This is a genomic window from Streptomyces sp. NPDC088910, from assembly GCF_044749865.1.
Taxonomy (GTDB): domain Bacteria; phylum Actinomycetota; class Actinomycetes; order Streptomycetales; family Streptomycetaceae; genus Actinacidiphila.
In genome coordinates this window covers 96,785-121,034 of record NZ_JBIVIV010000018.1, presented here as the reverse complement: position 1 = coordinate 121,034, position 24,250 = coordinate 96,785, and the positions used below count along the sequence as shown (strand labels likewise).

Annotated in this window: 21 protein-coding genes; 11 read left to right on the top strand and 10 right to left on the bottom strand. The window is 73.3% G+C overall.

The genetic code is table 11. The annotated features are described in order from the left end of the window. Positions 1-107 precede the first annotated feature (107 nt). Genes ACIP4Z_RS32725 through ACIP4Z_RS32715 form a run of 3 tightly spaced genes read left to right on the top strand, consistent with a single transcriptional unit; the run spans position 108 to position 3,023 of the window. The gene (locus ACIP4Z_RS32725; RefSeq protein WP_391050200.1) at positions 108-890 is read left to right on the top strand and encodes a WHG domain-containing protein; all 783 of its coding nucleotides are present in this window, start codon (positions 108-110) and stop codon (positions 888-890) included. 58 nt (positions 891-948) lie between these two features. Beyond that, positions 949-2,361: a sensor histidine kinase gene (locus ACIP4Z_RS32720; RefSeq protein WP_401314000.1), complete on the top strand. Its 1,413-nt coding sequence runs from the start codon at positions 949-951 to the stop codon at positions 2,359-2,361. Then, complete coding sequence (locus tag ACIP4Z_RS32715) at positions 2,358-3,023, top strand: response regulator (protein WP_391050197.1); 666 nt, start codon at positions 2,358-2,360, stop codon at positions 3,021-3,023. The genes ACIP4Z_RS32720 and ACIP4Z_RS32715 overlap by 4 nt, the downstream gene beginning before the upstream one ends. On the opposite strand, the gene ACIP4Z_RS32710 is transcribed toward ACIP4Z_RS32715, so the two are convergent. Beyond that, on the bottom strand, positions 2,984-3,430 hold the full coding sequence (locus ACIP4Z_RS32710) for a DUF6332 family protein (RefSeq protein WP_401313998.1): 447 nt from the start codon (positions 3,428-3,430) through the stop codon (positions 2,984-2,986). The two genes, ACIP4Z_RS32715 and ACIP4Z_RS32710, sit on opposite strands and share 40 nt — an antisense overlap. A gap of 184 nt (positions 3,431-3,614) precedes the next feature. Beyond that, positions 3,615-5,192 carry an MFS transporter gene (locus tag ACIP4Z_RS32705; RefSeq protein WP_401313996.1) on the bottom strand — a complete coding sequence of 526 codons (1,578 nt, stop codon included), beginning with the start codon at positions 5,190-5,192 and terminating at the stop codon, positions 3,615-3,617. Between the two features lie 87 nt (positions 5,193-5,279). On the opposite strand from ACIP4Z_RS32705, the gene ACIP4Z_RS32700 reads away from it, so the two are divergent. Further along, a complete protein-coding gene (locus tag ACIP4Z_RS32700; RefSeq protein ID WP_355343865.1) occupies positions 5,280-5,675 on the top strand; it encodes a MarR family transcriptional regulator in 396 nt (131 codons plus the stop codon). A 35-nt stretch (positions 5,676-5,710) separates the two neighbouring features. Here ACIP4Z_RS32700 and ACIP4Z_RS32695 read toward each other — a convergent pair whose 3' ends face one another. From ACIP4Z_RS32695 to ACIP4Z_RS32685, 3 genes are all read right to left on the bottom strand, one after another. Next, a complete protein-coding gene (locus ACIP4Z_RS32695; protein WP_401313994.1) occupies positions 5,711-6,481 on the bottom strand; it encodes a maleylpyruvate isomerase family mycothiol-dependent enzyme in 771 nt (256 codons plus the stop codon). 62 nt (positions 6,482-6,543) lie between these two features. Then, on the bottom strand, positions 6,544-6,957 hold the full coding sequence (locus tag ACIP4Z_RS32690; protein WP_401313992.1) for an SCO4225 family membrane protein: 414 nt from the start codon (positions 6,955-6,957) through the stop codon (positions 6,544-6,546). Between the two features lie 157 nt (positions 6,958-7,114). Further along, positions 7,115-8,461 (bottom strand): MFS transporter, encoded by a 1,347-nt coding sequence (locus tag ACIP4Z_RS32685; protein ID WP_401313990.1) that lies wholly within the window; start codon positions 8,459-8,461, stop codon positions 7,115-7,117. A 17-nt stretch (positions 8,462-8,478) separates the two neighbouring features. On the opposite strand from ACIP4Z_RS32685, the gene ACIP4Z_RS32680 reads away from it, so the two are divergent. Beyond that, positions 8,479-9,711, top strand: coding sequence for an ROK family protein (locus ACIP4Z_RS32680; protein ID WP_355343876.1), 1,233 nt, complete (start codon positions 8,479-8,481; stop codon positions 9,709-9,711). Positions 9,712-10,598: 887 nt separating this feature from the next. Here the strand turns inward: ACIP4Z_RS32680 and ACIP4Z_RS32675 are convergent. After that, on the bottom strand, positions 10,599-11,510 hold the full coding sequence (locus ACIP4Z_RS32675) for a DUF2797 domain-containing protein (RefSeq protein WP_401313988.1): 912 nt from the start codon (positions 11,508-11,510) through the stop codon (positions 10,599-10,601). A 217-nt stretch (positions 11,511-11,727) separates the two neighbouring features. Between ACIP4Z_RS32675 and ACIP4Z_RS32670 the strand changes: the two genes are divergently transcribed. Beyond that, positions 11,728-12,048 (top strand): SHOCT domain-containing protein, encoded by a 321-nt coding sequence (locus tag ACIP4Z_RS32670; RefSeq protein WP_401313986.1) that lies wholly within the window; start codon positions 11,728-11,730, stop codon positions 12,046-12,048. A gap of 272 nt (positions 12,049-12,320) precedes the next feature. Here the strand turns inward: ACIP4Z_RS32670 and ACIP4Z_RS32665 are convergent, their stop codons facing one another. Continuing rightward, positions 12,321-12,830 (bottom strand): ATP-binding protein, encoded by a 510-nt coding sequence (locus tag ACIP4Z_RS32665; RefSeq protein ID WP_391050183.1) that lies wholly within the window; start codon positions 12,828-12,830, stop codon positions 12,321-12,323. Positions 12,831-13,080: 250 nt separating this feature from the next. On the opposite strand from ACIP4Z_RS32665, the gene ACIP4Z_RS32660 reads away from it, so the two are divergent. Continuing rightward, a complete protein-coding gene (locus ACIP4Z_RS32660; protein ID WP_401313984.1) occupies positions 13,081-14,310 on the top strand; it encodes a PLP-dependent cysteine synthase family protein in 1,230 nt (409 codons plus the stop codon). A 52-nt stretch (positions 14,311-14,362) separates the two neighbouring features. Here the strand turns inward: ACIP4Z_RS32660 and ACIP4Z_RS32655 are convergent, their stop codons facing one another. After that, positions 14,363-14,770: a RidA family protein gene (locus ACIP4Z_RS32655; RefSeq protein WP_355343888.1), complete on the bottom strand. Its 408-nt coding sequence runs from the start codon at positions 14,768-14,770 to the stop codon at positions 14,363-14,365. 349 nt (positions 14,771-15,119) lie between these two features. Between ACIP4Z_RS32655 and ACIP4Z_RS32650 the strand changes: the two genes are divergently transcribed. From ACIP4Z_RS32650 to ACIP4Z_RS32640, 3 genes are all read left to right on the top strand, one after another. Further along, positions 15,120-15,809: a molybdopterin-dependent oxidoreductase gene (locus ACIP4Z_RS32650; protein ID WP_401313982.1), complete on the top strand. Its 690-nt coding sequence runs from the start codon at positions 15,120-15,122 to the stop codon at positions 15,807-15,809. Continuing rightward, positions 15,790-16,482 carry a cytochrome b/b6 domain-containing protein gene (locus tag ACIP4Z_RS32645; protein ID WP_401313980.1) on the top strand — a complete coding sequence of 231 codons (693 nt, stop codon included), beginning with the start codon at positions 15,790-15,792 and terminating at the stop codon, positions 16,480-16,482. The genes ACIP4Z_RS32650 and ACIP4Z_RS32645 overlap by 20 nt, the downstream gene beginning before the upstream one ends. Positions 16,483-16,632: 150 nt before the next feature. Then, on the top strand, positions 16,633-18,036 hold the full coding sequence (locus ACIP4Z_RS32640) for a hypothetical protein (protein WP_401313978.1): 1,404 nt from the start codon (positions 16,633-16,635) through the stop codon (positions 18,034-18,036). 114 nt (positions 18,037-18,150) lie between these two features. Here ACIP4Z_RS32640 and ACIP4Z_RS32635 read toward each other — a convergent pair whose 3' ends face one another. After that, positions 18,151-18,996 (bottom strand): DeoR/GlpR family DNA-binding transcription regulator, encoded by an 846-nt coding sequence (locus tag ACIP4Z_RS32635; protein ID WP_188286022.1) that lies wholly within the window; start codon positions 18,994-18,996, stop codon positions 18,151-18,153. Between the two features lie 219 nt (positions 18,997-19,215). Between ACIP4Z_RS32635 and ACIP4Z_RS32630 the strand changes: the two genes are divergently transcribed. Continuing rightward, entirely contained in the window at positions 19,216-21,855 is a 2,640-nt protein-coding gene (locus ACIP4Z_RS32630) for a hypothetical protein (RefSeq protein ID WP_401313976.1), read from the top strand. Here the strand turns inward: ACIP4Z_RS32630 and ACIP4Z_RS32625 are convergent. Continuing rightward, positions 21,825-24,236, bottom strand: a complete 2,412-nt coding sequence (locus ACIP4Z_RS32625) for a right-handed parallel beta-helix repeat-containing protein (protein WP_355343896.1) — start codon at positions 24,234-24,236, stop codon at positions 21,825-21,827. The two genes, ACIP4Z_RS32630 and ACIP4Z_RS32625, sit on opposite strands and share 31 nt — an antisense overlap. Positions 24,237-24,250: the final 14 nt, after the last annotated feature.

Below are 24,250 nucleotides of genomic sequence, written 5' to 3'. Positions count from 1 at the left end.
TGAGCGGTGCTCTCGCTTGAGAACAGTGTGCCAGCGCCTCGTGAGAAAAAGCAAGAGCACTGCTCTCTTTCTTGGCTGATGCTCTTGAAGGTGGCACACTGACTGCCATGAGCGTGATCAGAGGAGCCAGGGAACGGGCGAGGATCGAAGTCACCGCGGCCATCAAGGAAGAGGCCAGACGCCAGCTCGCCGCCGAGGGAGCGGCGCGGCTCTCGCTGCGCGCGGTCGCACGCGAACTGGGCATGGTCTCATCCGCCCTCTACCGCTACTTCCCGAGCAGGGACGATCTGCTCACCGCTCTCATCATCGACGCCTACGACGCGATCGGCGCGGCGGCGGAGGACGCCCTGGCGAGCGCGGTGGAGCAGGGCGCGGCACCGGCCGACCGATGGGTCGCGATCTGCCGCGCCGCCGGCGAGTGGGCCGTCGCCCATCCGCACGAGTACGCGCTGATCTACGGCTCACCCGTACCCGGCTACACCGCGCCGCTCGACACCATCGGCCCCGCCTCCCGCGCCGCCCTGGCCCTGTTCTCCGTCGTCCGCGACGCCCACCGCGACGGCCTGCTCACGCAGCCGCCCGGCAATCCGCTCGCCGCCCCCGTCCGCGCCGACGCCGCCCGGCTCGCCGCGGAACTGGCCCCCGATCTGCCAGTGCGGACGGTCGCCGCGCTCGTCGCCGCCTGGGCGCAGCTCTTCGGGCTGATCAGCTTCGAGGTCTTCGGGCAGTTCAACCGGGTGGTCGAGGCCCGCCGCGAATTCCTCGAACTGGCAGCCGCGGGACTGGCCCGCCAAGTCGGCCTCGGCGCCCCCGCGAGCGCCTCGGCGGACACCCCTGACGACATACCCGCGGACGCGTCGGCGACGGACGGCGTACTCCCCGCGAAGTAGTCGCGGTGCCCCCGTACAGCGGACGCCGCCTCCCGGACCGCGGTCTAGCGTGGAACGCATGAGCAACGAGGAGCCGACAGGGCCGCCGCGCCACGGAATCCCGTTCGCACGGCCCGTCTGGATCCCCGCACTCGCGCTGGCCTTCGTCCAGGTCGTCGGCACCCGCGTGGCATCGGGCCACCAGACCGGCCGGGTCGACCTGGACTGGCTCGGCTACCTCCTGCTGCTCGCGGGCCCGGCACTCCTGCTCCTCCGCCGCCGCGCACCGGTCGTCGTGGCCGCCGCGACCTGCGGCGCGACGCTGCTCTACATCACGCTCGGCTATCCCTACGGCCCGGTCTTCGCCAGCCTCGTCGTCGCCTTCTTCAGCGCCGTCGCCGCGGGCCACAGAAGGGCCGTGCCGGCCATCGCCCTGGTGTTCCTCGCCGGACACACGCTGATCGGCCAGTGGCTCTACCGCTACCTGCCGCCCTCCGGCGACGGCCGCGCGTCCTGGGCGGCGACCTCCGCGGCCGGTGCCTGGCTGCTCGCGGTGCTGGCCGCCGCCGAGCTGTACCGGGTACGGCGCGAGCAGATCGCCAGGGACCGCCGTGAGCGGGCCGAGGCCGAGCACCGCAAGGCCGACGAGGAGCGCATGCGGATCGCCCGCGAACTGCACGACGTGCTCGCGCACAGCATCTCGGTGATCAATGTGCAGGCGGGCGTGGCCCTCGCGTTGATGGACGAGCGGCCGGAGCAGGCGCGGACGGCGCTGGTCACCATCAAGGCCGCCAGCAAGGAAGCGCTGGGCGAGGTACGGCAGGTGCTCAGCACGCTCCGCGCCCCCGGCGAGGCACCGCGCTCGCCCGCACCGGGCCTCGACCGGCTCCCCGAACTGGTCGAACAGGCGGGCTCCGCGGGCCTGAAGGCCGAGGTCACCGTCGACGGCGCACCGGCCCCGCTGCCGCCCGGCGTCGACCTCGCCGCCTTCCGTATCGTGCAGGAGGCGCTGACGAACATCGTGCGGCACTCCGGCTCCCGCGCCGCCCGTATCCGCCTCGGCTACCGGCCCGGCAGCGTGGAAGTGACGGTCGACGACGACGGACCCGCCGTCGCGGGCGGCGAGAGCGGCGGGGGCAACGGCCTGGTCGGCATGCGCGAGCGGAGCGTCGCGCTGGGCGGCACGCTGGAGGCGGGCCCGCGCCCCGACGGCGGCTTCCGGATCCGCGCGCTGCTGCCGATCGTCGCGCCGGGCGTACCGGCCGGCGGCACCGAGGCCCCAATCGGCCCGACGCCCGGACCCTCCGCCCCGGCCGACCGCCCCGAGGGCCCGACCCCACCGGCCGCCCCGCCGACGCCACGCGCCGTACGATCGGGCACGGCCGAGCCGCTAGCGGGGGACCACCGCGCCGACCGGCCCACCCCCGCCGACGGAGCCGCTGAGGCGACCGAGTTCACCAAGGCCGCCGAGGCCACCGAGGAGCGTTCGTGATCCGCGTGCTGCTGGCCGACGACCAGGTGCTGGTACGCGCCGGATTCCGCGCGCTGCTGGACGCGCAGAGCGACATCGAGGTGGTGGGGGAGGCGGCCGACGGCGAGGAGGCGCTGCGGCTGGTCCGCGACATGACCCCCGACGCCGTGCTGATGGACATCCGCATGCCGCTGACGGACGGTCTCGCCGCCACCCGCCGGATCACCGACGACCCGGCGTTGTCCGAGGTCAAGGTGGTCATCCTCACCACCTTCGAACTCGACGAATACGTCTTCGAGGCGATCCGCGCCGGAGCCTCCGGCTTCCTGGTGAAGGACACCGAACCGGAGGAACTACTGCGCGCGGTAAGGGCGGTGGTGGAGGGCGACGCGCTGCTGTCGCCCGGTGTGACCCGACGGCTGATCGCCGAATTCGCCGCTCGTTCCAAGGAGCCCGCGCAGGCGGTCGGCCTGGACCAACTCACCGAGCGGGAAAGGGAAGTGATGGCGCTGGTCGGCATCGGGCTGTCCAACGACGAGATCGCACGCCGCCTCGTCGTGAGCCCGCTCACCGCCAAGACGCACGTCAGCCGCGCGATGGTGAAACTCGGGGCGCGCGACCGGGCCCAACTGGTCGTGATGGCCTACGAGTCCGGGCTCGTCCGGCCCGGCTGGCTGGGCTGACCCGACGTCACCGACCCACCGCCCGAAGGCGAACGGCCCGCCGCCGTACCCCACTGGGCCCCCGTATCAGGACCGGTTCCGGTGCCCGACTCGGCGCCCGCGCCCCTCTCGGCGCCCGCGTCCGCGCCGACGGGTGCCCCCGGTAACGGAATCCGCTCGTGCAGCGCGTGCCCCCGCTGCTCGAAGCGGCGGAGCGTCAGGGCGACGCGCCCGCAGAAGGCGGCCGCCGCGACGATCACCGCGGCGGTGAACCACCCTTCGCGGGCCGTGCCGTGGGCCTCGTCCGCCATGACCGGGCTCACCACCGCCAGAAATCCGACCGCCGCCAGCACGGCGCCCGACACCATGGCGAAGACCATTTCGACTGTGATGGCGTCGCGTTCCGCTTGCGTACGGCTTCCGCGCATCCCCCGCCCCTCCCGTCGCAATCGCGATGCGGCCAAGTCTGCCATGGCACGACCGGCCCCGCGCGATGCCTTTTCGCGCGGGGCCGGTCGTCAAGTGCCCGGATCACCAAGGGAGTCGGAGGACGCCGGGAGGGACGCGGGATGGGAATCGCACAGTCGGCCGAGCGGTCGGCCGACCGGGTGATCAGTCGCGCACGGCGACCTGTTCCGATTCGTCGGCCGCCTCGGCGGAGCCCGCGGAACCGACAGACCCCGTGGCAGCCGCGGAACCGGCGGCGCCGGTCCGTCCCGCGCCCCCGTTCTCGAAGTCGGCCGAGGACGCGACCAGGATGCCGTAGGACGCCTTCCTGCGGGTGAACAGCCCGGACAGGGTCAGCAGCAGGCCCACCAGACCGATGCCGGTGACGACCCACAGACCGGGCCGGTAACTGTCGAGAATGGCCTGCTTGTTCGCCGGGTGATCGCCGCTGGCTGCGGTGACCACCGCGGTGACCACGGCCAGGAAGATGGCGCCGCCGACCTGGAAGGAGGTGTTGAGCAGCCCGGAGACCATGCCCTGCTCATGGTCCTTGACGCCGTTGGTGGCCTGGATGTTGAGGGAGGGGAAGGCCAGCGCGAAGGCGGCGCCGAGCAGCAGCATCGACGGCAGGATGGCCGCCGCGTAGTTCGGGTCCAGATTGATCCGGAGGAAGAGGATGTAGCCGATGACCAGCGAGGTGAAGCCGACGGCGATCACCCGTGGTGTGCCGAACCGGTCCACGATCGGGCCCATCCGGGTGGACAGGACGGCCACCAGTGAGCCCGCGGGCAGGAAGGCGAGCGCGGTGTGCAGGGCGCTCCAGCCCAGCACGTTCTGCATGTACTGCGTGACGAGGAACTGGAAGGCGACGTACGAGCCGAAGAAGGTGGCGCCGCCGAGGTTGGCCCTGATCTGGCTGGACGAGCGCAGGACGCCGAGCCGGATCAGCGGGGACGAGGAGCGGTGTTCGATGGCGACGAAGGACGCCAGCAGGACGGCGACGGCGGCGAAGGAGACCAGCGTGCGGGCCGAGGCCCAGCCCGCCTCGGACGCCGAGACCACGGTGAACACCAGCAACAGCATCGAGGCCGTGCCGGTGACGGCGCCCGGCAGGTCGTATCCGCGGCCCTTGCCGCTCTCGCGCGGGCTCTTCGGGATGAGCTTCAGACCGGCGGCGAGGGCGATCAGCGCGACCGGCGCGGGCAGCAGCATCGTCCAGCGCCAGCCCGCCTCGGTGAGGAAGCCGGAGAGCACCAGACCCATGGAGAAGCCGGTGGCGCCGCAGCTCGAGTAGATGGTGAGGGCGCGGTTGCGGACCGGGCCCTCGGCGAAGGTCGTGGTGATGATCGACAGTCCGGCGGGCGCGGTGAACGCGGCGCTGAGGCCCTTGATGAAGCGGGTCGCGATCAGCAGTTCACCCGAGTCGACCAGGCCGCCGAGCAGTGAGGCGACGGCGAAGACGCCGAGCGCGATGAGGAAGACGCGGCGCCTGCCGAGCAGGTCGGCCGCGCGGCCGCCGAGCAGCAGCAGGCCGCCGTAGCCGAGGATGTAACCGCTGACGACCCACTGGAGCGAGGACGTGGAGAGGTCGAGGTCGTGGGCGATCGAAGGCAGCGCCACGCCGACCATCGACACATCGAGTGCGTCGAGGAAGAGCGCCGCGCAGAGCACCAGGAGCGTGCCCCACTGCAGGGCACTCCATCGCTCCTCGGTGCGGGGGACGGTAGGAGACGGAGAGGTCATGGAGGCGAGACTTACATGCGCACGCATTCAATGCAAGCGCATTTAATGTCCGTGCATGAAGGGTTCGCTTTCTGCTACCGTGCAGACATGACCGGCGACAAGGGTGAGCGGGCGCTCGTGGACGAGTGGCGGCAGATCCTTGCCGTTCACGCGCGCACGGCATGTGAACTCGACCGTGCGCTGCACCAGTACGGGCTCGGCGCCAGCGACTTCGAGGTGCTGGACCTGCTCGCCTCCGGCGACCCCCAGGACGGCGGCTGCACCTTCCGCGTCCAGGAGCTGGCCGACCGCGTCCACCTCAGCCAGAGCGCGCTGTCCCGGCTCGTCGCCCGGCTGGAGAAGGACGGTCTCGTCGACCGCGGCATCTGTAGCGAGGACCGCCGGGGCGTACGCGTCGGCCTCACCGAGACCGGCCGCGCCCGTTACGAACAGGCCCGCCCCTGCCACCGCGCCGTGCTGGAACGGATGCTCGTCCAGAGCTGACCCCGTTCGTCAATCCGCGGGCCCCGGTCCGTTCGTCAGGTGATCTTCGCCGTCCGACGCCACAGCTCCACCAGCGCGTCGTCACCCGTCACCGACAGCCGCTCGTACGGCCCGCGGTTCCACAGCGCCAGATAGAGGTCGGCCGCCGAGCCGGTGACGGTGCAGTCCGCCTCACCGGGCGCGTCGCGCTCCGCGGTCGGGGCCTCGGACGAGAGCCGCAGCAGCCACTCGCGGGCGCCGCCCGGCACGTCGGTCGCCCGGACCCGCAGCGTGCGCGGCCGGTCGGTGCGGAGCCTGGCCCGCCGCCTGGCCTGGAAGCCGGTCAGCAGCTCGTCCACGCCGTCCGCCGCGAAGCCGGTGGCCACCGGGGACGGGTCGCGGCCGAGCGCCGCCTCCGCGTCGATCCGGTGGATCGTCGTCTCATGGGCCTGGCGCCGCGCCCAGAAGGCCAGCGGCGAGGGCGCCGCCAGGAAGAACCAGCACGTCAGATCAGTGGGGGCGGCGACCAGCGCTTCCGTGAGCCGCCGATGCGTACCCCGGTACCAGTCCACCAGCTCCGGGTCGTCGGGCACCGCCGGGTCCAACGGCTCGCGCTCCATGCGGCCTTCGGCGACGTACCCGGTGGCCCAGCGGTGCACCGCGCCGGTGTGCGCCAGCAGGTCGCGCACCCGCCAGCCGGGACACGGCGGCACGGGCGCGTCGAGACCGGCGCCGCCCGCCGCGTCGGCGAGCAGCGTGCCCTCGTCGCGCAGCGTGTCGATGAACTCGGCTGTCTCCATGCTCCCCGTCCGCTGATCGCTCTCCATGCGCGGATTCTCGCAGGACGGTCACCGTGCGGGCGAGGGAGTAAACGGGGCCGGCGGCCCGCTCAGCGGGTGGGCCGGGCGCCCGTCTCCGCGGCCGTCGAGCCGTCGGCGGAGCGCTCGCCCCTGGTGTCGGCGCGGCGGCGGGCGTACCGGGCCGCGTAGCCGAGCAGTACGGCGTTGAGCGCCGCGGAGACCAGCGCGGCCACGACGGTCAGCGTCCAGCCGGACCAGCCGAAGGCGGTGCCACGGGTGTCCATGCCGCCGACCGCGGCGAAGAGCGCCCAGATCAGCGGCGTCCACGGCAGGGTCAGCAGCACCAGCAGGACGGCGGTGAGCGAGGCGTTGCGGTGCGAGAAGGCCGCCGTGTCCAGCAGCATCAGCGCCAGCGCGGCGCCGACGACGTACAGATAGCCGCGGGAGATCCGTTCCCGGTGCAGCGGGCCGGTGGCGGTGGTCAGCCAGGACGGTATGCGCATCGCTCCTCCTTGCGGTTCCGAACCCGTACGGTTCCGGCCCGTGAGGCTCCGACGCCTTCGCCCCGCCCGGTCTCCGGGCCCTACGCTTCCGGCAGTGGATCTCGCGGCCGGGGACCAGCATGCCGTGATACGTGGCGGTGAGCGCCTGTTCCGTCGGTCACTTCTCGGCGCGCGCGGCGCTGTTCCGTACGCCGTAGGCGATGGCCGCCGCGACCGCGGCCAGGGCGGAGACGGTGGTCAGCGCGGTGGGCAGGCCGACGGCGTCGGTGAGGAAACCGATCGAGGGCGGGCCGAGCAGCATGCCGCCGTAGCCGAGGGTGGAGGCCGCCGCGACGCCGCCGGGGCCGGTCAGTTCGCCCGCCCTGGCCATGGCGGTGGGGAAGAGGTTGGCCAGGCCGAGCCCGGTGACGGCGAAACCGGCCACCACGACCGGGGTGGACGGCGCCAGCGCGCCGATCAGCATCCCCGCGGAGGCGGTGAGGCCGCCCAGCACCAACGCCCGTGTCTGTCCGAGGCGTTCGATCAGCGCGGTACCGGAAAGGCGGCCGAGCATCATCGCGCCCGCGACCGCCGCGTAACCGGCCGCCGCGATGCTCGACCCCCCGTGCAGATCCTGCTCGATGTGCAGCGGCCCCCACTCGGCGAGCGCGCCCTCGCCGTACGCGGAACACGCCGCGATCAGCCCGAAGAGGAGGACGATCAGCCCCGTCCTGGCGGGCTTGCCGGGCGCGGTCTTCGCGGCGGGCGCGTGCACCGGGTCCTTCGCCGTCGCGGTGACCGCGTCGGCAGGTGCCGCGACCGTACGGGCCGGGCCGTCCGCGAGCGGCGGTTCCGTACGGGCCTGTACGGGTCCGGCCGTCTGGCGTGCCGCGACCGCCGACGGCTGGCGCAGCGGGTGCGCCAGCAGGACGCGTCCGGCGAGGAAGACCGTCAGCAGGCCGATCGGGGTGAGCAGCAGCAGGTGCGTGGCGGCCGACAGGTGCGGTGCCAGCAGGCCGCCGAGCCCCGCGCCGAGCAGGCCGCCCATGCTGTACGCCGCGTGGAAGCTGGACATGACCGGGCGGCGCATGGCCGCGACCAGGTCGACGGCGACGCTGTTGATCGCCACGTTCATGCCGCCGTAGGCCACCCCGAACAGCAGCAGGACGAGGCCGAGGGCGAGTGCCGAGTGCGTCCTCGGGGGCAGGGCGATGCTCAGGGAGAGGAGGATGCCGGTCAGCACCGTCACCCGGCGGCTGCCGAAGCGGCGGCAGAGCCGTCCGGTGAGCACCATCGTGGCGATGGCGCCGACGGAGACACCGAGCAGCGCGAGGCCCAACTGACCGGCGGTCGCGCCGGTCTGGGCCTTGATCGCGGGAATGCGGACGACCCACCCGGCGAAGAGGAAGCCGTCGACGGCGAAGAAGACGGTCAGGGCGACGCGCAGGCGGCGTAGGGCAGGAGAGGGTGGGGGAGTGTGGTGGGATCGGCCGAGGGCCGTCCCTATTTTGTTTAGCGTCGGCACAAAGTCAGAATAGAGGGGTGACACAGATTCGGACAAGGCTTGAGAGGGGTCGGGGCGCGCTCGGCCCGGCACTCTCCCTCGTGCACACCGGCCGCGCGGCGACCCGCGCCCTGCTCACCGCGGAGCTCGGAGTGACCCGCGCCACGGCCGGGGCGGTGGCCGCGGAGCTGGAGGCGCTGGGACTGATCCGGGTCGACACCCGGCCCACCGGCCCCTCCGGCGCCCAGGGCCGTCCCTCGCACCGGCTCGACGTGGCCCCCGGCGGACCGGTCGCGCTCGCCGCCCAGGTGCACGCCGACGGATTCCGGGCCGCGCTGGTCGGACTCGGCGGCGAGATCGTCGCCACCGCGCCCGGCTCCATGACCGTGCACGCCGACCCCGCGCATGTGCTCGCCGCGGTCGTGGAGGCCGGAGCGGAGCTGCTGAGCGCGTCGGGACGGGTCTGCGTCGGCGCGGGCCTCGCCGTACCGTCCGCCGTCGCGGAGCCCGAGGGCACCGCACTCAACCCGCTGCACCTCGCGTGGCCCGCGGGCGCCCCCGTACGGCAGGTGTTCGCGAGCCAGATCGCCCGCGTCGGGATCACGGGACCCGACGGCGACCCCGTCCCCTCCTTCATCGGCAACGACGTCAACGTCGCCGCGCTCGCCGAGCACCGGCACGGCGCGGGACGCGACGCCCAGCACCTGCTCGTCGTCGCCTCCGGACACCGCGGTGTCGGTGGCGCCCTGGTCCTCGACGGCCGTCTGCACACCGGCAGTTCAGGGCTCGCCCTGGAGGTCGGCCACCTCACCGTGCTGCCCGACGGACGCCCCTGCCACTGCGGCAGCCGAGGCTGTCTCGACGTCGAGGCCGACCCGCTGGCCTTCCTCGAAGCGGCCGGTCGCGCGCCGGGGCCCGAGGGCTCGCTGCTCCAGCAGTCCATCGACCTGCTCCGCAGGGAGTACGACGACCCGTCCGACCCTTCCGTCCGCGACGCCGCGCACACCCTCATCGACCGCCTCGGCCGCGGTCTGGCCGGACTTGTCAACGTCCTCAACCCCGATCGCATCCTTCTCGGCGGCCTGCACCGGTATCTGCTGGACGCCGATCCGGAGCGGTTGCGGGCTGTTGTCGCCGATCACAGCCTTTGGGGGCGCAGCGGTAGTGTGCCGCTGCTCGCCTGTGCTCTGGACCACAACAGCCTTGTCGGGGCGGCGGAGTTGGCGTGGCAGCCGGTGCTGGATGATCCGCTGGCGCTGCTGGGCGGGTGAGGGGCGCCCGTTCGTTTGGCGGTTCGCCGCTGTGTGCCTTGTCTTTGCCCGCCCGCCCACCCGTGCGGGTGTTTTGTCGTCTGCGGGTGCCGCTTGTGCCTGGTCGGTGCCGGTCCGGGGCACCTCCTCGGGGGACGAACGTGTCCGCACTTCGATGACGTCCAGCCCCTTGTCTGTTCGTCCCCCTGCGGGGGCACCCCGGCCCGTCCCCTCCCGGTACGTCGGCGTCCGCCCGCCGGTGGGGGTTGCCGGGGAGGGGGGTAGGTGGGCTCGGGTACGTCGGCGTCCGACGGTCCGCCTGGGGCGGATGGGACGGGGTGGGTGGGGGCTCGGCCCCCTGCGCGACCGACCGTCCAGCCGGGGCGGACGAGAAGGGGTGGGTGGGCTCGGGTATGTCGGCGTCCGCCTGTCCGTGGGGGGCCGGGGTGGGGGTCCAAGATTGTGAGGGTGCCCCGGGTGTCTTCCGCCCTGAGGGGGCGCTCTCCGTCGATCCCGCGGTGGAGGAACGGCCGGGTGCCGTCGCCGGTCTTTGGGACTTTCCTCAGCCACAGCGGACCGTCGGACGCCGACGTGCCCGAGCCCATCCATCCCCCTCCCGCCTACGCGGGCGGGTCGGGGGGCGCAGGGGCGGAGCCCCCACCCACCCCCTTCCCCGGCAGCCCCCACCGGACCGTCGGACGCCGACGTACCGGGAGGGGACGGGGCGGGGTGCCCCCGCAGAAATACGTTGACGGCTGGGTACCGAATGCGGAAAGGCCAGGTGGTACGGATTTCGAGGAGGTGCCCCGGACTGGCACCGACCAGGCACAGGCGGCACCCGCAGACGACAAAGCACCCGCACGGGTGGGCGGGCGGGCGGGCAAGACAGACCGCGCAGCGGCGAGCCCTCAGAAGAGCGGCGGCGGGGCTTGCTTGGCCGGCGCGGTGACGGCCGTCGGGACGTCCGTTGGCGCGCCGTGCGGCGCGCGCAGCAGGGGCCAGCCCTGGGCGAGCCGGGTGTCGAGCAGCAGAAGGCGGCCCGAGTCTTCCGCCCCCTCCGGCTCCGAGACCCGCACGTAGACGTCGTAACCGGCCGCCGCCCTGACCGTCCCGGTCACCGTGCTGCCCGGCGGCAGCGCGGTGATGCGGGCTGCCGGAGGCGGGAGTTGACCGGGGGAGAGGCCGAACAGGACGGCATGGTCGACGACTTCGCAGGGCCGAGCCCGCAAGGTGTCGGGCAGCAGGCCGGCCACCGAGGCGTGCAGGCCGCGCAGTTCGGCCGCGCGGGCCTCCGCGTCGGGCAGCGCGTGGCGGGCGGCGCGCTTGGCCGGAGCGGAGACGCGGTCGGGGACGCCGAGGGCCGCGCCCAGGATCGCCTCGGTACGGCGGGCCGTCATCAGGGGCCCCTCGCCGAGGAACGTGAAGCAGACGGCGGCCTGCTCCCGCAGCCTGGCCGCGCCGCGTTCGGCCGCCGTGATGCCCACCTTGAGCAGTCCGGGGCCGAACCAGGCCAGATAGACGGCGTACGGCCGCGGATCGTCCGCCTTGGTGTCGGCCGCCACCGAATACGAACGGTCCAGCGCCGCGCACCGCTCGCACTGGTCGCGCCGTACGTCGGGAGGCAGCCGCGCGCCGTAAGGACACGTCACGTACCTGCCACCGCGCCACACCCCCGCGCAGGTGCGTACCGCGTCCGCGCCGACGGCCAGGGACAGCGGTCCGCCGAGCCGCAGCGGGCTCGATCGGCCGCGATGCACCGGATGCCACCACGTCCACTCGGGACCGCCCTGGCCCCAGCCCAGTCCCGTGCAGCGCCACATGTCCCCGACCCTAGGGCAGGGGTACGACAGCGCCCGTCCTCGACCGCCGGTGGCGGTGCCCGCACCGGCCGGGAGCAGCGCCGGGGCCGCCGCGTACTGCGCGGGTGGTAGCGCGGGTGCCGCTGGCCGTACGACGACGGGCGGCCTGTGGAGGACGAGGCTCGGTGGTGTCGGAAGAAACCTCCCGACCCGGCATCCACCGAGGAGTTGACGAGCGATGAACACCCTGGCTTGGCATGACGGCGGGCCCGGCCCGTGGATTGTGTTCCTGCCCCTGATCTGGGCGGCCGTGGCCGTCACCGTGATCACCGTGCTGCGCCGCACCGTCTGGCGCGGACGCGGGCGCGGCGGCCCCTGGCGGGCAGCGCCGTGGCGGTCGGAGGCGGTCAGCGAGGCCGCGGAGAACTCGCCGGTCACCCTGCTCGGCCGCCGCTTCGCCGCGGGCGAGATCGACGAGGACGAGTACTGGCGCCGGCTGTCGGTCCTGGACGAGCGCTTCGGCCGTGACCTGCGCGAGGGCAAGGGCGGTACGGCGTGAGCGCGCTGCCCAGCGGGCCGCGCGACGGGCGGCCCGGCTGGACGTCCTGCGGGCCGTCACCACCGAGTGAGCCAGCGGGGCACGGCGGCCCGGCACGCCAGCGGGACACGCCAGCGGGACACGACAGCGGGACACGGCGGAGGAGCGCGCGCACAGACGGACCGGCCGTCGTATCCGCACGGGGGATACGACGGCCGGTTCCGTGGCCTCGCGGATCGCCGCGCAGGCACCGTACGGGATCGCCGTGACGGGCGGCCTGCGCACCGGGTCGGTCAGGCGACCGGTACGGCGATACTGGCGGCGACGGCGGCGATGCGCTCACGCGGGGGCTCGAAGGCCACAGCGGCACGCAGCGGGACCAGCGACGGCCGCGGCATCGGTGTGCGGAGCACGAACCACACGACCTTGCCGCCGTCCTCGGGCAGCAGATCGGTGCCCCAGCTGTCGCTCACCGCCTCCACCATGGCCAGCCCGCGACCGGCGGTCGCCAGCGGCTCCGCGGCGGCCGGTGCCAGCTTCGGCAGCCTCGGGTCGTTGTCGGTGACGGCCACCGTGAGGCGGTCGGACGCGTGCGACAGACGCACCGAGCAGTGCTTGTCGGGCTTGGCGTGGCGGTGGACGTTCGCGAGCAGTTCGCTGATGCCGAGCGACGCCGCGTCGATCAGCGGGTCGAGGCGCCAGTAGCGAAGCTGGGCGGACACGATGCGCCGGATCTGCTGGATCCGGTACGGATGCGCGTCGAGTTCGAGCGCACACTCTCTGTCGGTTTGGTCGGCTTGCATGATCACGGCTGCGACTCCCTCCGCGGCGGGGGCCGGAACACCGCGGGGCGGGTCCGGGACGTACGCCGCTCCGATGGGAACACCTGAGCGAAAATGCGTAGAGTGACTGCTACAGCACTCCGTGATGCGATTTCAGAGTCTCCCCAGGTGGCCGAATCCGCAACTTCCGGGACCGTCGCCCGCCTGCGCAAAGGCCGACGGGCCAGTGCTGGACCGCTTTCCGGTGGTTTAGACGCTTATGATCCACGGCATGGACGCGAACGATTCGGACGAGACCGGCGAGCGATCGGACGGGGCGAGCGGCGCGGGAAGAACCGCCGAGGGGGCCGGAGCGGCGGGGGCGACCGGAGTGGCCGGGGCGGGTGACCGGGCGGGCGGCCGTACGGGCACGGTGGACGTCGACCGCACCGACACCGGCTACCGCGCCTGGCTGAAGGAAGCCGTCCGCAAGGTCCAGGCCGACGCCAACCGGTCCGCCGACACCCACCTGCTGCGCTTCCCGCTGCCCGAGTCGTGGGGCATCGACCTCTACCTCAAGGACGAGTCCACCCACCCGACCGGCTCGCTCAAGCACCGCCTCGCCCGCTCGCTCTTCCTCTACGGGCTGTGCAACGGCTGGATCCGCCCCGGCAAGCCGGTCATCGAGGCGTCCAGCGGCTCAACTGCCGTGTCCGAGGCCTATTTCGCGGGTCTCATCGGCGTGCCCTTCGTCGCGGTCCTCCCGCGCACCACCGCGCACGAGAAGCAGCGGCTGATCGAATTCCACGGCGGCCGGTGTCATCTCGTGGACGACCCGCGCACGGTCTACGAGGTCTCCGCGCGGCTCGCGGCCGAGACCGGCGGGCACTACATGGACCAGTTCACGTACGCCGAGCGCGCCACCGACTGGCGCGGCAACAACAACATCGCCGAGTCGATGTTCCAGCAGCTCCGCCGTGAGCGGTACCCGGACCCGGCCTGGATCGTCGCCACCGCGGGGACCGGCGGCACCTCGGCGACCATCGCCCGCTATGTGCACTACACGCAGCACGACACGCGGATCTGCGTCGCCGACCCGGAGAACTCCTGCTTCTTCGACGGCTGGCTGACCGGTGACAAGTCCGTTTCCTGCGACCGGGGTTCACGGATCGAGGGGATCGGACGGCCGCGCATGGAGCCGAGCTTCGTGCCCGGCGCGATCGACCGCATGATGAAGGTCCCGGACGCCGCCTCGGTCGCGGCCGTACGCGCCCTCGACACGGCCATCGGCCGCAAGGCGGGCGGTTCCACCGGCACCGGGCTGTGGAGCGCCTTCAAGATCATCGCCGAGATGGTCGCGGAGGGGCGCACCGGCAGCGTCGTCACGCTGATCTGCGATCCGGGCGACCGCTACCTCGACAAGTACTACTCCGACGCCTGGCTCGCGGCGCAGGGCCTGGACATCGCGCCGTACGCGGCGGCGATCGACGCCTTTCTGGCGCACGGCAGTTGGCCGAATTGACGCCACGTCAGATACGAGGTCGGCGCGGTCCGGCGCCGGACCCAGTGCCTGATCAGATCGCCGCCAGCGCGTCGATCTCCACCCGGAACGCGGGGTTGACCAGCCCGGCGACCCGTACCAGGGAACACGCGGGGAGCCTCTGCGGGACCAGGAATTCGTCCCGCACCCGCCGGAAGGCGGCGAGGTCGGCGAGATCGGTGAGGAAGACGGTGAGCTTCACGATCCGGTCCGGCGTCGCGCCCGCGGCGGCCAGCGCCGCCACGAGATTGACGAACACCTGCCGGATCTGGGCCTCGGCGTCGTCCCCGCCGACCAGCGTGCCGTCCGCGTCGAGCGGCACCTGACCCGACACCGCGACCATGCGTCCGGTGAACGCCACCGCGTGGCTGTACCCGTTGACCGGCGGCAGCCCTTCCGGCCGCTCGTAGTGCGCGATGTCCGACTGATCCTTGTCACCCATGACGGGCATGGTGGCACAGCCGTGTGCCGGTCCCCGCACCCGCACCCGCCGCGACCTCGCGGAACGCACAGCGGACGCGGATAAACGGACCCGGATGTGACGAAACTCTGACGGAGTGCCGCCGACCCTGGCCAGCGGGCCTCCGGCGTGCTCGAATCGAGGAATGGAAGACAGCACGTCCCACCCGGTGAGGTCACCGGAACCGCTTCCGCCGTCGGCAGTCCCGCACACCCCGAAATCGCCGGACACCCCCAGAACGCCGGACACCCCCCAACCGCGGGACACCCCGGACTCGCAGGACGCTCAGGACTCCCCGGAAGGCGCGGAATCGGAAGGGCGCGGCACCCCCGTGGGTCGCCGAGTCATCCTCGGCATGCTGGGACTCGGCGCCGTCGGCGTCGGCGTGGGCAGCGCCGTCCAGGGCAAGCTCGACACGATCCTGGCGTCGGTCAGCGCCAAGGACCCCACCGGGGTGACCGGACTGCTGCCCGGCGGCGGCGGTTTCCGCTTCTACTCGGTGTCCAACTCCATCCCGCACCGGGGAGAGAACGACTACCGGCTGACCGTCGGCGGCCTCGTCGACAAGCCCGCCTCGTACCGCCTCGCCGATCTGCGGGCGCTGCCGCAGGTGCGGATGGTGCACGACGTGCAGTGCGTCACCGGCTGGCGGGTGCCGAGCACCGCATTCTCCGGGGTGCGGCTGTCCACCCTGCTCGACGCGGCGGGCGTCCAGGCCAAGGGCGGGGCGATCCGCTTCAACTGTTTCGACGGCGTCTACACCGAGAGCCTCACCATGGAGCAGGCCAGGCGGCCCGACATGCTGGTGGCGCTCACCATGAACGACAAGCCCGTCACCGACGCGCACGGCGGACCCGTACGGCTCTACGCCGCGCCCATGTACTTCTACAAGTCCGCCAAGTGGCTGTCCGGAATCACGGTCACCAAGGACGTCGAACCCGGCTACTGGGAGCACTACGGCTATGACGTGGACGGATGGGTCGGCACGTCGAACGGCCGCCATGATGACCCGACTACGTGAGGCACGGGCCGTCACCGGGCTGCGCCGCTTCACCCGCGCCGAGACCTGGGTGCACCGCTCACTGGCCTGGCTGATGGGCGTGTGCGTGTTCACCGCCGCCTGTCTGTACTTCCCGCCGCTGTCGGAGATCGTCGGCCGCAGACGGCTGGTCGTCACCGTCCACGAGTGGTCCGGCATCCTGCTCCCGGTACCGGTGATCCTGGGACTGGCCTCGCGTGCCTTCCGCCGGGACGCGAGCGGGCTCGGCCGGTTCTTCCCGCACGACTGGCGCTGGCTGCGCGCCGCGCTGCGCACCCGCAGGCGCGAGCCGAGCCTGGCGGGCAAGTTCAACGCGGGCCAGAAGCTCTTCGCCGCCTTCAGCGTCGGCGCGGTGCTGGTGATGATCGGCAGCGGGCTGATCATGTGGTTCCCCCGGATGTCCCCGCTGCTCTACCGCACCGGCGCCACCTTCGTGCACGACTGGCTGGCGCTCCTGCTGGCCGCCGGGATCACCGGACACGTCTGGTTCGCCAGCAAGGACCCCGAGGCGCGGCGCGGCCTGCGCACCGGCTACGTACCGCGCTGGTGGATCAAGGAGGAACACCCGCTGTGGCAGCCGGAATCCCCGACCGAGGGTGACGGGGAGGGGAGCGGCGGCGGCCGTGCTCCGGGGAGGACGGGGAAGTCGGGGTAGACCACGGCGCGCGGGCCGCGCTGAACTCCGGTGCGCCCGCGGCCGGTTCGCGGTCGCACGTACCTTTCGCGGCAGTTCTGTTACGGGCCGGACACCGGGCGGTCGCTCCGGGGCCACCGGGGTTTCGCGGGACGCGCCTAGCGTCGCCGCATGACGACGTCTCAGGTGACGCGGCCCCCGGCGGGCGACCCGCCGGCGGTGGTGGCCGTAACGGTCAGGCAACCGGAGACGATACGCGCGCCGCGGCGCGGCCTTCGACGGGGGAAGGCCGGGCCGCGGCGGCTCGGTACCAGGGCCGTGACGGCGCTGGCGCTGCTGGCCGCGCTGTGCGCCGTCGCGGTCGCCGGGGCGATCGGCGTACGGTCCGACACCGCGGGCCTGCGGGACGCGGTGACCCAACGGGCCGCCGTGGCGGGTCAGTTGCGCTTCGCCCTGGCCGACCTGGACGCCCAGCGGGCCGACACCCTCGCACCGGGCAGATCCGCCACCGACGCACAGGTCGAGGTCGGCAACCAGCTCATCGCGCTGATCACCGCGCAGCAGCGGCGCGCCGAGATCAGCGACCTGCTGCGGCAGCTCGCCGCCGACCGCTCGCAGAGCGTCCGGGTGCGGGACCTGCTCGACGGGCTCGGCCGTTACGACGACCTCAGCGGCCGGGCCGCCTACGTGGACGAGCAGCAGCCCGACCGCACCGCGGGCCACCCGCCGCCGCGCGCCGTGGCGATGAACGTCCAGGCCGGGCAGATCATGCACGACCAGCTCCTGCCCGAGGCCACGGAGCTGTCCGCCGGGTACGAGGCGAAGGCGGCGCAGTTGGAGTCCGCGGCCCACTCGGCCGCGCTGCGCTGGGCCCTCGTCATCGGTGTTGTCGGCCTGCTGACGCTCGGCTTCCTCCTGTGGTGGCAGTGGGAACTGGCCACCGACTACCGGCGGTTGTTCAACCCGGCGCTGGTCGCGGCCACCGTCGCCGCGCTGCTCGTCACCCTCGTGGGCACTCTCGCCCTCACCTCGTCCGCCGACGCCGTGACCGCGGCCGGCCGCGAAGGGCTGCGCCCCTGGTCCCGGCTGGCCGAGGCCCGCGCCACCGCCGCGCAGGCCGCCGCGAGCGAGAGCCGCTGGTTCGTCCACGACGCCGCCTACGGGGTCGCCGACCAGCGGCAGTTCGACGGTCTGGTCAAGCGACTCGACGCACTGCTCAGCCCCGACGGATACGCCACCGCGGCCGAACGCGCCGCGTACGAGGACGTTCTCACCCGCTACGGCCACTTCCTCGCCGACGACAAGCGGCTGCGGTCACTGAAGTCGCGGGGCAGGACGGACGAGGCCGCGGTTGTCCTGACCAACGTCGGACGCGGTGACGTGGCCTTCGACTTCTGGGACTTCGCCACCACCCTGGACGCCCTCGCGGGCCGTCAGCTCGACGACTTCGACACGCACGCGAGGGCCGCCCACGACGATCTGGCGGGCTGGCCCCAGATCCCGGCGGGCGCGCTCGGCGCGGCCGGTCTGCTGGTGCTCCTCGCCGTGCGCGCACGCTTCGCCGAATACCGCTGAGCCGCTGGACGGGCTGGGTCGAGTCCCTGGGCGGCCTGAGCCGAGTCCCTGGACGACCGGAGCCGAAGCCCTCTACGAACTGAGCCGAAGCCCTGAACACCCTTAGCCGGGCGGTCAGTTGTCGGCCGCGCCCGTCGAGCCCTCCGGCTCCTCGGCGACCATCAGCTCCGACAGGTGCTCGGCGATCTCCGCGCGCAGCACCTCGGGAATGCCCGCGTCCGTCACGAGAGTGTCCACGTCCTCCAGCGAGGCGAAGGAACTCAGGCCCACCGTGCCCCACTTGGTGTGGTCGGCGATCACCACGACGCGGCGGGCGGACCGTACGAACTGCCGGTTGGTCTCGGCCTCCGCGAGGTTCGGCGTCGACAGGCCCGCCTCCACGGAGATGCCGTGCACGCCGAGGAAGAGCAGGTCGAAGTGGAGGGACTGGATCGCCCGGTCCGCGACAGGGCCGACCAGCGTCTCCGACGGGGTGCGCACACCACCGGTGATGACCACGGTCGCGCTCGCCTCGCCACTGTGGGCGCCGGTCCGCCGCTGCCCCGACTGGAAGACGTCCGCGACCCGCACCGAGTTGGTGACCACGGTCAGATCCGGCACGTCCAGCAGATGGTGGGCCAGCGCGAAGGTGGTCGTGCCGCCCGCCAGCGCGATGGCGCTGCCCGGCGTGACCAGGGTCGCCGCCGCCCGCGCGATGGCCTCCTTCGCGCCCAGCTCAAGCGCCGACTTCGCCTCGAAGCCCGGCTCGTGGCTGCTGGCCTCGACGACCGGCACCGCGCCGCCGTGCACCTTCTCCACGACACCCTGCCGGGCCAGCGCGTCGAGATCGCGCCGCACCGTCATGTCGGAGACGTTCAGCCGCCGTGTCAGCTCGTTGACCCGGACACCGCCGCGCCGCCGCACCTCGTCGAGGATCAGGGCCCGCCGCTGCTCCGCGAGCAGGTTCTGGTTGTCGCTCACCCGTGACCCCGTCCCGTCCGTCTCGTTGTCCGCGATGCCGTCCACCGACGTGCTGCGGTCATCTTTCCATGAGCGGCGACATCGCGTGTACGTCAGGTGACCGGACCGGTACGACTTCCGACCATCGACATCACGATTACGGCACGGCTGCCGGGCCTGACGGCTGCCCGCGGGCCGGGCGGGCACCACCGGAGGGAACAGCGAGGGACGGGGGACGCAGTGTCACCACGAACGGGAGCGGGAGCGGAAGGCGGAACGGACGCGCGGGCGGCGGAAGCGGAGGCGAGAGCCGAAGCGGAACCCGAGGCGAACACCGGACCCGAAGCCGGTACGTGCGAGACGCTCGCGCTGGAACTCCTCGTCCACGGAGTCGGCGGCACCACCCCCGCCCTCATGCTCGACGACTCCCGCATCGTCTGCGTCGCGGGCGACGACATCGCCGGGATACACCGCCGCGTCCGCGACGCCGACGCCGAGGAGCACCCCGAGGAACACCGCGACGGCCCGGTGGCCGAGGCGTACTGCTGGTCCAACCTCACCTCGGGCAACGGCAGCCGCGCGCTGTGGCTGCTGCTCCTGCCGTTCATGATCGCCAACCTGGCGCACTGGATGCGCCCGCCGTCCACCCGGCACCGGTTGCGCCGCGGCTACGACGTCCTCGTCCGGCTGATCGCGCTGACCCTCACCGTGCTGCTGGTCGCCGCCGCCTGCGAAGTCGCCCTCGACATCGTCGCGTGGCAGTGCGCGGGCCGGGCCGCCTGCGCCCGCGACAAGGCGTGGCTCGGCTTCGCGGCCGTCGAGCGCGGAGGCTGGTGGAGCGAGCCCGGCCGCCGCCTCGCCCTGGCCGCCACCGCACCGCTCGCCCTGACCTGCCTGCTGTGGTGGCTGTCCCACCGCACCTGGTACGCGTACGAGTCGCAGCGCCCGAACGACCGGCAGGCCCCGCCGCCCGGCTCCGGCACCCCCGCCCTCGCGCTGCCCGGCTTCTGGTACGGCCGCCGGTCCGTCGCCCGGCTGCGCACCGCCCACACCGCCGCCGGCCTGCTCACCGTCGCCGCCGCCCTGTGCGTCCCGGCCCTGCGCTACGACCACGGGCACGGCGGGCGGGCGCTCCCGGCGGTCGGCTGGACGCTCGCCGGGCTGCTCGCTGTCCTCGGCACGGCGGCCGTCGTCGCTGCGTGCCGGGCCCGCCGTACCGAGAACGACGTGGACGACACCACCGACCGGCTCACCACGCGGGTCCTGCTCAACGGCACGGCGGCGGCACTGACCGCGGCCGTCGTCTACGGCGCCTGGCACCGGCCCGGCTGGACCTCCGCCGGACGGCTGCCCGCCGCCCAGACGTTCACCGTGCTCACCGTGCTCCAGGGCGCGCTGATCGCCGCGCTCGCGGTGACGGCGCTGCTCCTGCACCGCTCGCCTCCGCCGGAGTACGCGCCGACGTCCGCGGCCCCTCGCGGGTCCGCCGACGCGCCCAACGACGCGCCCGACGATTCACCTGACGATTCACCTGACGATTCACCTGACGACGCGCCTGACGACGCGCCTGACGACGCGCCTGACGACGCGCCCAACGACGCGCCCGACGGCCTGCCCGCCGACCGCGGGGTCGCGCTGCGCGGGCTCGCCGGGCCCGCCGTCGCGCTGCTGGCCTGCGCGATGGGCGGAGTGCTGACCGGCGGGGTGGCGCAGCGGTGCGCGGACTGGCTGGACCGGGGTCCGACGCCCGGCGAGAAGGGCAGTTCGCTGGCCGGGCCGCCCGCCGTGCTGACCTGGGAGGCGTCCGTGATCCCCGCCGTCCTCGCGGTGCTCCTGCTGTGCGCCGCCGCGGTGATGTGGCGGCTGCGGCGCCGGGAGCGGGAGCTGCGCGCGGAGGTCGAGCGGATGTACCCGGAAGAGCCGCACCACAGGACCAGGACCCGGCAGATCGCCGGGACCCTCGCCCGCGCCGGGCTGACCGACAGCGCGCCGACGCTGATCGCCGTGGTGTGCGCGGCGTCGTTCGCCCTGGGCGCCGGGGCTCTCGTGGGCGCCCTGCGCTCGGGCCGCACACCGGGGGAGACCGCCGCCGGGGCGCCGGGCGTCCTCGACGCGGTCGCCGGCACCGCGCAGGCGCTCGGCTCCTGGATGGTCGGCGCCGGAGTGGTGGCGCTGATCGCGCTGGGACGACGGGCGTACCGCGACGCCTCCGCGCGCCGCACGGTCGGCATCCTGTGGGACGTCGGCACCTTCTGGCCGCGCGCCGCGCACCCCTTCGCGCCGCCCTGCTACGCCGAGCGCGCGGTGCCCGACCTGAGCTGGCGGATCCAGACCTGGACGCGGCGCACCGGCGGCCGGATCATCCTGTCCGGCCACTCGCAGGGCAGCGTTCTGGCCGCCGCCGCGGTCTGGCAGCTCGACCCGGCCACCCGCGCCCGCGTCGCCCTGCTCACCTACGGCTGTCCGCTGGCCCGGCTCTACGGCCGCTGGTTCCCCGCCCACTTCGGGCCCGACCGGCTGCGCGCACTGCACGACGACATGCACGCCTGGCGCAATCTGTGGCGCCGCACCGACCCGATCGGCGGCCCCGTCCACCTCGGCGCCCGCTCCAACGCACAGGGCGAGCACGGCAGTTCGGCCGCGCCGTACGTCGACCGGGGTCCGCTGCTCGACCCCGTCGCGTACGGCCGCAGTCTGTACCACCCGCTGCCGGAACCGGTGCTCGGGCACTCGGACTTCCAGGCCGACCCGGCCTTCGCCGAGGAACGCACGGCGCTGCTCGCCGAGTTGGCGCGGTCAGGGCCGGAGCGGGCCGTACGGTCCGCCCCGGCGCCGACCGCGCTGCCCGCTCAGGGCAGCTCCGGCAGATCCTCCGGGTAGAGCAACTGGAGCTCCTCGTGCGTGGGTTCCTCGACCTGCGCGAGCCGTCCCGCGTGCCGCTCGACCATCGCTTCGAACGTCTGCCGGGCCGCGCGGCCGTTGCCGAACCCCGGACCCTTCGGGATCGCGGTGAAGTACTTGAGCAGCGCCTCGCCCGCGTCGTCCGCGAGTTGGTACTCCTGCTCCAGGACCTGCGACTCCACGATCCGCAGCAGCTCCTCCGCGGTGTAGTCGCCGAAGGTGATGGTCCGTGAGAAACGCGACGCCACACCGGGGTTGGAGGCGAGGAAGCGCTCCATCTCCGCGGTGTACCCGGCGACGATCACCACCACCGCGTCCCGGTGGTCCTCCATCAGCTTCACCAGCGTGTCGATCGCCTCGCGTCCGAAGTCCCGCCCGGAGTCCTCGGGGGCCAGCGCGTACGCCTCGTCGATGAACAGCACACCGCCGCGGGCCCGTTCGAACGCCTCCTGGGTACGGATCGCCGTCGACCCGATGTGCTCGCCCACCAGGTCCACCCGCGCCACCTCGACGAGATGGCCGCGCTGGAGCACGCCGAGCGACGCCAGGATCTCCCCGTACAGCCGGGCCACCGTGGTCTTGCCGGTGCCGGGGGAGCCGGTGAAGACCAGGTGGCGGCGGAGCGAGGGCGCCTTCAGCCCGGCCTCCTGGCGGCGGCGGCCGACCGCGATCAGGTCGATCAGCGTGCGCACCTCGCGCTTGACGCTGTCCAGGCCGACCAGCGCGTCCAGGTCGCCGAGCACGTCGTCGCTGTCCCGCGCGACCTGCTCGGGCGGCGCGGTCTCGGCCACCGGACGCTGCTCGGGAACACCGCCGAGCAGCCCGTACGACTGTGTCGCCGCGGCCTGCTGCACGGTCGCGGCGCCCGAGGGCACCGGCACCGGATCGGCCTCCGTCGCCGCCCGGTCGCTGGTGCAGTCCTCGGTGACCGGGCCCGGCTCGGCGAATTCGTAACCGCCGCGCGCGCACCGCTCGGTACGGCAGCGGGTCAGCGTGGACCGGCAGCCGTCGATGATGTGGAAGCCGTAGCCGCGGCTGCCGGTGACCCGGACGGCGGTGAAGGTGCCGCGGCCCTCGGCCGAGACGTAGATGCCGGACTCGGCCGCGTTGGTGACCGTGCAGCGGTCGAGCGCCGGGTCGGCGCCCTTGGTGACGATCACCCCGGTCGCGGTGTCGTCGATGGTGACCTGCGCGAGGGTGCCGCCGCTGCCGTGGTCGCGGAACCAGGCGCCGGTGGCGGCCTCCCGGATCCGGCAGTCGTCGAGCTGGACGTTCGCGCCGTCGCTCACCGACACCGCGGTGTTGCGGATCTGCGAGAAGTCGGTGTCCACGACATCGGCGCGCGAGCCCCGGTCCAGGACGAAGAGCGCGTCCGGCACGTCGTGGACCCGGCAGGAATCCAGTATGGCCACGGCGCCGTCGCTCACCCAGACCGCCGGATAGTCGCCCGTACTGTCGTGGATCTCGCACTGGTTGGCGTCCACGCGGGTGCCCGGGTCCCACACCGACAGGCCGTTGCGGCCGAAGCGGCGGACCTGGCAGCGGGTCAGCGTCAGCACCGAACGCGCCCGCAGGTCGACCGCGTTCTCCGGGATGTCGTGGATGTCGCAGTCCGCCATCGCCAGCACCCCGTCGGTGTCCAGCGAGATGCCGTCGCCGGTCGTGCGGTGCACCTGGCAGTCGGTGAAGTGCGCGGAGGCGCGCGCGGAGACCTGCACACCGCTGCCGCGGATCTCGTAGACCTCGCAGCCCACCGCCTCCAGGGCGCTGCCCTCGCCGGTCACCGACAGGCCGGAGCCCGAGGTGTTGTGCACCCGGCAGCGCTCGAGGCGCGGCGCGGCCCCGCCGCGTACGGCGATCCCGCTCTGGCCCGCGGCGACCACCTCGCACTCCTCGAACAGCCCGCCCGCGGCGTCCAGCACGCTGATCCCGAGGCCGCCCGGATTGTCCACCGTGCACTGCCGCACCGTGGGCCGGGCGCCGTCGCGCACCTCAAGGCCCACGGCGGAACGGGTGTTGATCCGCAGGCCCGTCAGCTCGGGCGCGCACGCCTCGACGAGCAGCGCGGCGGCCGAGATGTCCTGGCCCTCGACCACGAGGTCCTGGACGGTCGCGGCGGCCCGTACGGTCAGCGCCACGCCCGAGGCCGGGGCGATCCGTACCGTCCCGGCGCCGTCGGCGCAGCGCAGTGTCACCGCGCGGTCCAGCACCAGATTCTCCCGGTAGGTGCCTGAACTCACCGAGAGGATGTCACCGTCCGCCGCCGCTTCGACCGCGGCGGCCAGGGACTCGTACTCGCCCGTGCGGCGGCGCCACCGCGAGCTGTTCGGATTGGTCACCTGGACCACGCCATGTGCCATCGGGCTGCTGTGCC